The organism is Streptomyces cupreus (assembly GCF_014257025.1).
Lineage (GTDB): Bacteria > Actinomycetota > Actinomycetes > Streptomycetales > Streptomycetaceae > Streptomyces > Streptomyces cupreus.
Window position 1 is genome coordinate 1 of record NZ_JACMSF010000126.1, and the last position, 8,369, is coordinate 8,369.

Here is an 8,369-nt window from a genome sequence, read left to right on the forward strand (position 1 = left end):
GTCGACGCCCGCCTGGGATACTTGGACAACCCCGTCGCGGTTCCCGACGCCTGAGCGTCTCGACGGGGCGTGCTGCCCGATCTGGGAGGGAAGCCGATGGTGGTCCGGGTGGTCCACTGATGGGGGATATCGTCGTCCGTATGAGTGAAACTGACGCGCAGGCAGCCGCGGAATGGATGCTGGCGCAGATCACAGACGGCCGGAATCACGAGCTGTTCCAGTCGGACGCGGTCGACTACATCGCGAAGCACTTTCCGGGCCTGACGTACGAGAATGACAACGGCACCCGGCGATCAGCAAGGAAGTCTTGAAGGCCTTCAAGCGGATCAGCGAAACAACGGTCATGTGGGAGAGGGGCGCTCGGTATTGGCGCCTTGTTAGGCGGCGCTGAAAATGCCGAGGATTGCGGCATTGAACGTGCCAACGAAGTGAGCATGAGAAGGCCCCGCTGGGGACGTCCCTGCGGGGCGATGGTCGGCGAGGTGTCGCTGTGGTCGGCAAGGTGCCGGTGGGGTTCAGCGGGTGAGGGCGTCTGGGAGTTCGTCGAGGGAGCGGATGACGCGGATACTGCCGTTGGCCGCGTTGCCGGAGTTGTTCGCCCGGTCGAGCCAGTAGGCGTGCAGCCCCGCGTCGTGGGCCCCCACGGCGTCGAGCGTGTACTTGTCTCCGACGTAGGCCACTTCGCGTGGTGGGAGGCCGAGCGCAGTGCAGCCCGCGAGGAAGATGCTCGGTGCGGGCTTGGCGGCGCCGTGCTGGTCGGAGCAGATGAGCACGTTGTCGAAGTAGGGCAGCAGGCCGATGGCGTGGAGCTTGTCGCGCTGGTGATCGCCGGATGAGTTGGAGACGATCCCGAGGCGGTAGTCCGGTGCGAGTTTCCTGAGGACAGGCTCGGCATCGGGAAATGCAGCCCAGGCGGCGTTGCGGTGGGCCTCGTAGCTGGCGAACCAGGCAGCGGCTTCGTGGTCCGGCATGCCCGAGGTGTCCTGCCCGAGGTGGGAGAGGAATTGACGGGTGCGTTCGAGCCGCTGTTCGGTGAAAGTGAGCTCGCCGTTGAGGAAGCGTGCGTACTGCACTTCCATGATCTTCCGCCAGAAGGCGAGTGCCGTGGCGGGGTCGGGGAACTGATCGAGCAGCCGTTGCTCCCGCAGGTGGGCGAGCACGCCAACTTCTTCCGAGGTCGAGTAGTCGAACAGAGTGTCGTCCACGTCGAAAAGCACACCTTGGATCGGCATGAGATCGCCCCTTCTGGCCCTGGTAGAAACCGCTTCCGGCATGGGTGAGCCTCCCACGAGTGCGGTGGGGAGTCAGTCGCCGACCACCTCGCTCACGGACGCGCGGGCGGCGGCCTCGTCGACCAGGTTCTTGCCGGTCGCGAAGGCGGCGACGAGGGCCTGCAGGGAGAGGTTGTTGACCGCCCGCGGGTAGCCGCGCGAGGTGGTGTGGATCAGTGTGAGGGCGTCCTCGGTGAACAGTTGGTCCGGGCGCCCGGCGATCTTCAGGTGGTGGGCGACGTAGCTGGACGTCTCTGCCGAGGTCATGCCGGGCATGGTGTAACGCAGCGCGGTCCGCTGCTCCAGTGCGGCGAGGACGGCGAGTTTCATGGTGCGTCTGAGCGTGGGTTGGCCGACCAGCAGGCAGGACAGCGGGGAGTCCTGGTCCATGCCCTGGTTGGTCAGCATCCGCACGGTTTCCAGCTGTTCGTAGGACAGCAGGTGGGCCTCGTCCAGGACGAGGACGGGGGTGCGTCCGCGCTCCTCACGCTCGGACAGCAGGGCCTTGGCGGTCTGGACAGCGAGGCGGGATCCGAGGTGGGAGGGGGTCTGGCCGAAGGAGTTGACAATCTCCTCGTGGATGCCGCGGACCCCGATCATCGGGTTGGGGATGTAGATGACGGTGTATTTCGACGGGTCGAGGGCGTCCAGGCAGGTGCGGACGGAGACGGTTTTGCCGGCGCCGACCTCGCCGGTGACCACGCCGATGGAGCGTTCGGCGATGCACCAGGAGATGCGGGCGACGGCTTGGTTGTGGGAGTCGTGCCGGTGCAGCATGCCCGGCGCGAGGTTGCGGCCGAAGGGCATGCGCTCGAACCCGTAGTGGGCCTGCAGTTTCTCAATCACGCGGACTCTCCTGGAAGTTGGCTGGTGAGGGCTGGTCAGGTGGGGTCTGGAGGTGTTCGGTGAACAGCTCCAGCGAGACGGTGATCCAGTCGACGGCGGTGTCGAAGCCGAAGTGCGCGGCCAGCGCCTGGTCGACGCAGGCGTCGCAGGTCTCGAAGAAGCCGTGCAACTCGACCAGGAACGCGGTCCAGTCGCCGCTGGTGGAGGGTCTGGCCATGGGCTCAGCCCTGGTCTGTGAGGTCGGTGCTCGCGGTCGGTGGTTCGGCCAGCGCCGCGTAATTGATCTTTGTGCCGAGGTGGTTGGAGTGTGCGTTGTCGACCAAGCCGAGGTAGTCGATGCCGGTGGTCACCTTGGGTTCCTCGGCGGGAACTTCGGGCCTGGCCTTGGGGTGGGAGTGCCGCTCGATCTGGAACGGAGTGGCGGTGCCCGCGTCCTTGCCGTCGAGACGGACCCTCAGGAAGGTCAGGTCGAAGGGGTCGAAGACCAGCTCGACCTTGTGACCGACCAGTTCGGGTTCGACCTGGTAGCGGTTGCCGTGCAGTGAGACGGTCGCGGTCTTGGCGACCCGGCGGTGTTCGGACCAGCGGAAGGCTTCGGCAAGGTCGGCGGGCCGGGGGACGGGGAAGGGGGCTGCGGCCATCCACCGCTGAAGCGGTTCCTGCCTGGTCTCGCTGTGGACGCGGCGGTGGTAGATGTTCTCGACCCACGCGGTGAACAGACGGTTCATCTCCGCGAGGTCCTTGATCTCGCGGCCGACCTCTCCCTTTTCGGAGGCGATCTCGACGGTGAAATCGCCGTTCACGGTGCGGAAAACCTCTCGATCTTCCCGCGTCCTTCAGGGCGTCCGGGGGCGGAGTGCACCAGCTTGATGCCGAGTTTCGCGCAGGCCCTCAGCAGCCACGAGTCGACGAAAGCACTCCCGTTGTCGACGTCTCCGCCGCAAGTTCGCGATTTCTGAAGGCGCAGCGCGGTGAACTTGCGGGTGTGCGGTCGGGATATCGGGGGTTGGGGACGTGGGTTCGGGCGCATGAGCGCAGGGTGGGGCAAGAAGTGGATACCAATCGGTGAGGAGGGATGGTTGGTTTGTCGGGCCCGGACCCATTGGTGAGGATGAGACCCCGGGCCGGTGGCTTGATCGGTTCGCGCGTCTTGATCGCTATCGAGCCTGCTGGCTAGGTTGGCCGGCATGACCGACCCCAGACCCGTCGCCTGGCCAACTGCCCCGATCAAGACCGAGCGGCTCGTACTCCGAGAGTCCGAGGCCCGGGACCGTGCGGCGGTCATCGAGCTGAACGCCTCGCCAGAAGTTGGTACCTACCTTGGCGGCCCTCGACCGCGTGCTGAGCTCGAACGCACGGTGCCTGAGGTACCCGGGCGGCGCCCTGGCTGGTTCGTGGTCGAGCTCGACGGAGCGATGATCGGCACGATCCAGCTCAAACCGCATGCCCCCGAGCTTCCGGGCAGCAACCACCGTCGGGAGGCCGGAGGGACCGAGCTCGGCTACTTGTTCCTGCCGGAGGCGTGGGGACACGGGTTCGCCACCGAGGCGTGCACAGCGGCACTCGACTGGTTCGGTGGCGCGCTTCCCGGTGAGCCGGTGGTGCTCTACACCCAGACCGCCAACGTCCGCTCGATGTGCCTCGCGGCGAAGCTCGGGTTCACCGAACTGGAGCGGTTCGAGGCGTACGGCGCCGAGCAGTGGTTCGGCGTGTGGTCTTCGGTCACGCCGCCCGCTTGAGCTCGTGCTCGACAGCGCGGATCCACGGCGCCGTAGAGCGGTGGTGGGCCTCGGCGCGGACACAATCGTGTACGCCAGAGCCGCGCGCGGGCGACAGGCGACTTGGACTACTGCTCAAGCGGTGACTCGAGGAAGGCTTTGGCGGCCTTGGCGTAGCGGATCGCGGCGCGTTCGCTGATGCCGAAGACGGCGGCCAGGTGGAGGGCATCGGGCCCGTGGGTGAGGGCCTCTTCGAGCTGGCGGTCCATCCGGATCTGGTTGAGAGTCACGCCGGTCTCACGGAACTGGTCGCTGAGCCAGTGGGGGCTGGCGGGTTTCTCGTTCTGCGCGGTGTGTTCGTTGATGATCAGATGGGGGTTGATGGTGTGCGGCCATCGCCGGTGGCGGTAGAGGAGGTACTGGTTGATGACCTGCGCGGTCAGGTCGTCGAGCCGTCGGGGATGGCCGCCGATGGTGATCCTGCGGTCAGCCAATCCGGCGTCGTCGACAAGGAGTTCACGAAGGGCCGCGGGGCGGGCTGCGTGAACGGCAGTGAGTGCGAGGATGACCCGGCGCAAGGGGGTAGTGGCGTGGTTGACCAGGGCTTCGAGCTGATCTGGGCGGAGCGGCGTCGGCAGGCCGAGGCCGACTCTGCCGGTGTTGATGCGGATGGTGGGGTCTCGGAAGAGGCGTCCGATGCGCTTGTGGAACTGGAAGATCGACCGCAGAGCGACGAGGGCACGCTTGCGTTTCAGGCCGGTCAGACCCGCGGCGACATCCTTGATGTCCTGGGGGGTGACCTCGCGAAGATGCTGATAGCGGGTGGACCAGTCGATCAGGGCAGGTAGGGCGGCGTCCAGATAGTTGCGAATGGTGTCGGTGGACCGCTGCTGGGTGCGCGGGCCGCCGTCGCGCAGGGTGGTGGCCCAGACCTCGATCTCCTCGGCGAAGGTGGGGGCGAGGAGTGCGAGCTTGCGTTTGAGCCAGGCGTCGAAGGTGGGGACGCGGTCGTAATGGAGGATGCCGAGCAGGTCGAGGACCTCGGCGGTGTGCGCGACGTTGTGGCCGAGCTGGTCGATCGGCACGATGTCGGAGTAGGCGATGGTGTCGCCGGGCGCGTGTCCGGAGAGCAGGACCAGCAGCCCGTCGTTGATCTCACGCAGAATCCACCATGCCCATCCGCGGGCCTCGGCGAGCCGGTGGGCGGCGTCTCTGGCCTCGACGAGCGTGGGGTTGTCCGGGGTGGCGTGCCGGTCCCGGTTGAAGCGGAGAAAATCGGGGCGAACGGGGAAGAGGGCGAGTTGCCCCGGGATCTGCCAGGTCACCGGGGCGGGCCGGATGACGGGCGGCTTGCGGGGCCGTCCGCGGGCGCGTCGCGGACCGAGCGGGAAGATGAGGAACAGCTGCCAGGCGACCAGGTCGACGTCGGGCATGGTCTCGCGGATCACCATGCGCCCGAGCTGTCGCAGGGCTTGTCGGTGGCAGAGTCGGCAGTGGCCGTGCTTGAGCGGGACCGTGCGGTGGCATCCGGTGCACTTCGCGCGGTCCCAGACCCGCCAGCCGACGCACTCGCGACACATCCCGCTGAAGGCGATCACGCCCCAGGCCAGGCAGTAGCGGCAACTGCCCACGAAGCCAGGAGGGGTGGTCATGTGGGCGGCAGGGACCAGCCCCGTGGCGCCCGTGGTGTGACACGGTGGCTCTGCCCGACGGCCTGCTGCGGGGCTTCCTTCGGGGCCGACGCCGTGACGGCGTCCGGCTCGGGGATCAGCAGCTCGTCGATGCCGCAGCCGAGCACCGCGCAGATCACGTCCAGGTCCGCGAGTTTGACGCTGATCGGCTGGCCGGACCAGAGCCCGGACATCTTGCCGGCCGAGATCACCAGGCCCCGTTCAGCGAGCATCCGCTGCAGCTCACTGGCCTTCCAGATGCCGCGGTTCGCGGCGGCCAGCCGGAGTTCCACCTCATCGTGCGAGTCCCTTCAGACGGGCCGCGGCCCGCTCCTGCCCGGCGATCCACGCGTCCTCGACATGGGTGTGCAGCACATGGACGTACCGCATCGTGGTCGCCACCCACCAGGGGCCGAGCAGTTCCTGGATGGCCAGCAGGTCCATGCCGTGCCGGTAGAGCTGGGAAGCGCAGAAGTGCCGCAGAACGTGCGGGGTGAGCCGGTCCGACCAGGTGGGCAGGTGGCTTCCGACGGCCTCGGCCAGGCCGCGGCGCAGGGAGTCGGCGCTGGCACGGGTGGCCGAGCCGTCGGCATGGTGGCGTTCGGTGGGGAACAGCGGTGCACCGGGGCGGGTGTGGTCGCCGTCGAAGTACCCCCACACGTCCTCGATGTACCAGCGCAGCAGCCGGTCCGCTCCGTTGATCAGCGGGACCACCCGCTGGCGCGGGCCAGAGCCTTGCGTGCCCTTGCCGAAGCGGACGTGGAGCTTGCCGAAGTGGCCCAGTTCCCAGCGGACATCGTCCAGGTCAAGGCGGCGGGCCTCGTTGATCCGTAGGCCCACCAGGGAGATCAGCTTCGCGGCGGTGTAGTTGCGTGCCGCCGGGGCGAACTTCCGGCAGGTCGCGAGGTCGTCGCGCCAGCCCGTGAAGAGCATCTCGACCTCGGGATCGGTGGGCGGGATGCGCAGTCCGATCTCTCCCCGCCCGCGCGGGCGGTTCATCTCGTCGAGCGGGCATGCGATCACCGTGCCGGTCACCACATGGAGTTCGGCGCGGTAGCGCAACTCCAGGAAGTCGAAGAACGTCGACAGGGACTGGGCATATGCCAACCTTGTGCCCTGCGAAGCAGACCGCACGGTGCGGCCGAAGTACGCGTCCGCGTCAGAGGGTTGCATCTCCCACAACGGGTGCCCGAACCAACTGCGGATCTGTTCCAGGTGGGACATGTCGCCGCGGATCGTGCCATCGGCCAACCCGGCGGAGGCCCGCGCCAGGACGAAGCCCGCGAGCACGTCGGTCTCGAACGCCTCCAGCTCCTCCGGGCTCGCCGGGCGTCGTGCTGTGCTGAGGTCCCGTACGACTGCCAGCGCCACGCTTCCTCCTCCGCAGGCTCAGCCAATGCGAATGAACAGAGGTTAGAGCGAGGAGAGTTCGGGAATCCCGAGAACCCATCAGGTTCACTCGTGAGGGTGGGAAACACGCTGGTGCCCATGGTCAGGCACGGCAGAGCCAGCGGGACGATCGGCGGGCCGCCGGGGAACATACGAGGTATCCCACAAGATGTACTGCGGGACACCGCGGGCGGCGAGTGCGGGACGCAGGGCGGCGGCCAGGCGGACGGTGTCCTCCGCGAAGCCCCAGCGGTGCCCAACCACCGCCCGTGAATGGTCGTCCAGGAAGGCGAACAAGTACGTCTTGCGGCCGTCGATCCGCGGCCCGTGCAGCGCGTCGCCGACCCAGAGTTCGTTCGGCCGGTCGGCCTCGAACCGGCCGAAGGCGTCGGCGGGCTTGGCCGTCTTGAGCGCGACCAGGCCGGTGCGGTAAAACATCCGCTGCAGCGTGCGCTCGTCCGGCGCCCAGCCCAGCTGAGCCCGCAGAATCCTCCCGACCTGTGCGGCCGTGCGATCCGGGTTCTCCTTCTTCAGGGCCATCGCCAGTTCCACCACCTCAGGTGGGGTGCGGGGCTGGGACTGGCGCGGGGAGGGCACGAGCGCGTCGAAGCCACCCTGGCGCCACTCCAGGATCCAGCGGTCCAGCGTCCACCGGGTGATCCGCACCGGCCGTCCGTCGGCGTCGATGTGCTCCTGCTGAGCCAACTTGCGCACCAGAGCACCGCGCTGCCGGCCGGTCAGGCTCGGGTCGGCGGCCTCACGGATGAGCATGTAGCGGAACAGACCGATCCGCCGGGCTCTTTCCGTCCTGGCTGCCTCGTCGTCATCTCTCTTCGACACGTCCACCTTCCTGACGTCTCGTCACAGGCATGGGCCCGCCGAGGCTGTCAGGAACAACCCATCAAAGATCAGGGGCAGTTGGTGTTGATCGGCGATCAAGGCTAGGTCGGCGACAGCAACCGGCCCCGGCTCGCCGCGGAGGCCAACTGCCAGGGCGACACCTCGCCGACGTCCGCCCAGCGTGAGATCGCGGCCTTCCAGGCCCCGATCACTGCCGCCACCGCGTCCGCGAACCGGCTCGCCGACGCGGCAGGCGGGATGGGATCGGGCCCGGTGTCGACCAGCAGCACCGTGAAGTACACGCGAACCTGCTCAGCCTGTTGTTCGAACCGTCGCAGCCAGCCCCGCACAGTCTCCACCGGCCGCCCCAGCAAGACGGCGATCGACCGAGCTCCCGACCCGGCCGCCTTCGCCACCAACGCGGCCCCTATCACGTCCGCCAAGTCCACCCGCCTGACCAGCACGAGCACCGGGAGAAGTACATGCGAACCCCCACAGCCCGAGCACCGCGCCCGCCGCGGCCGCACCCTCACAACACCATCCGTATCCCGGCGCGAGCACACCCCCGCAACCCGGGCACTCGATCTCGCCCGCCGACAACCTGGCCTCGACCCGGGCCGCGTCCTTCTCTACCG

At 67.9% G+C, this 8,369-nt stretch carries 8 protein-coding genes and 3 pseudogenes; 2 read left to right on the forward strand and 9 right to left on the reverse strand.

The window, feature by feature from the left end:
* The first annotated feature begins 176 nt into the window (after positions 1-176).
* Positions 177-391 (forward strand): annotated as a pseudogene (locus H4N64_RS47105) (DUF6953 family protein).
* Positions 392-515: 124 nt separating this feature from the next.
* Here the strand turns inward: H4N64_RS47105 and H4N64_RS43510 are convergent.
* The 4 genes and pseudogenes from H4N64_RS43510 to H4N64_RS46155 form a co-directional block, all read right to left on the reverse strand.
* Positions 516-1,274, reverse strand: a complete 759-nt coding sequence (locus H4N64_RS43510) for an HAD family hydrolase (protein ID WP_336246972.1) — start codon at positions 1,272-1,274, stop codon at positions 516-518.
* 30 nt (positions 1,275-1,304) lie between these two features.
* Complete coding sequence (locus H4N64_RS43515; RefSeq protein WP_186288162.1) at positions 1,305-2,117, reverse strand: AAA family ATPase; 813 nt, start codon at positions 2,115-2,117, stop codon at positions 1,305-1,307.
* Positions 2,110-2,334 (reverse strand): hypothetical protein, encoded by a 225-nt coding sequence (locus H4N64_RS43520; RefSeq protein WP_186288163.1) that lies wholly within the window; start codon positions 2,332-2,334, stop codon positions 2,110-2,112. Before H4N64_RS43520 ends, H4N64_RS43515 begins: the two co-directional genes overlap by 8 nt.
* A gap of 4 nt (positions 2,335-2,338) precedes the next feature.
* Positions 2,339-3,048: pseudogene (locus H4N64_RS46155) on the reverse strand (Mu transposase C-terminal domain-containing protein); the annotation flags it as partial.
* A 256-nt stretch (positions 3,049-3,304) separates the two neighbouring features.
* Here H4N64_RS46155 and H4N64_RS43530 point away from each other — a divergent pair.
* Positions 3,305-3,856 carry a GNAT family N-acetyltransferase gene (locus H4N64_RS43530; protein ID WP_186288164.1) on the forward strand — a complete coding sequence of 184 codons (552 nt, stop codon included), beginning with the start codon at positions 3,305-3,307 and terminating at the stop codon, positions 3,854-3,856.
* 107 nt (positions 3,857-3,963) lie between these two features.
* Here the strand turns inward: H4N64_RS43530 and H4N64_RS43535 are convergent, their stop codons facing one another.
* From H4N64_RS43535 to H4N64_RS43555, 5 genes and pseudogenes are all read right to left on the reverse strand, one after another.
* Positions 3,964-5,487, reverse strand: a complete 1,524-nt coding sequence (locus H4N64_RS43535; RefSeq protein WP_186288165.1) for a site-specific integrase — start codon at positions 5,485-5,487, stop codon at positions 3,964-3,966.
* Positions 5,484-5,798: a helix-turn-helix domain-containing protein gene (locus H4N64_RS43540; RefSeq protein WP_186288166.1), complete on the reverse strand. Its 315-nt coding sequence runs from the start codon at positions 5,796-5,798 to the stop codon at positions 5,484-5,486. Before H4N64_RS43540 ends, H4N64_RS43535 begins: the two co-directional genes overlap by 4 nt.
* 1 nt (position 5,799) lies before the next feature.
* Positions 5,800-6,876 (reverse strand): tyrosine-type recombinase/integrase, encoded by a 1,077-nt coding sequence (locus H4N64_RS43545; RefSeq protein ID WP_186288167.1) that lies wholly within the window; start codon positions 6,874-6,876, stop codon positions 5,800-5,802.
* A 177-nt stretch (positions 6,877-7,053) separates the two neighbouring features.
* Positions 7,054-7,734, reverse strand: a pseudogene (locus H4N64_RS46650) (DDE-type integrase/transposase/recombinase); the annotation flags it as partial.
* 101 nt (positions 7,735-7,835) lie between these two features.
* A complete protein-coding gene (locus H4N64_RS43555; RefSeq protein WP_222110104.1) occupies positions 7,836-8,204 on the reverse strand; it encodes a hypothetical protein in 369 nt (122 codons plus the stop codon).
* Between the last annotated feature and the right edge of the window lie 165 nt (positions 8,205-8,369).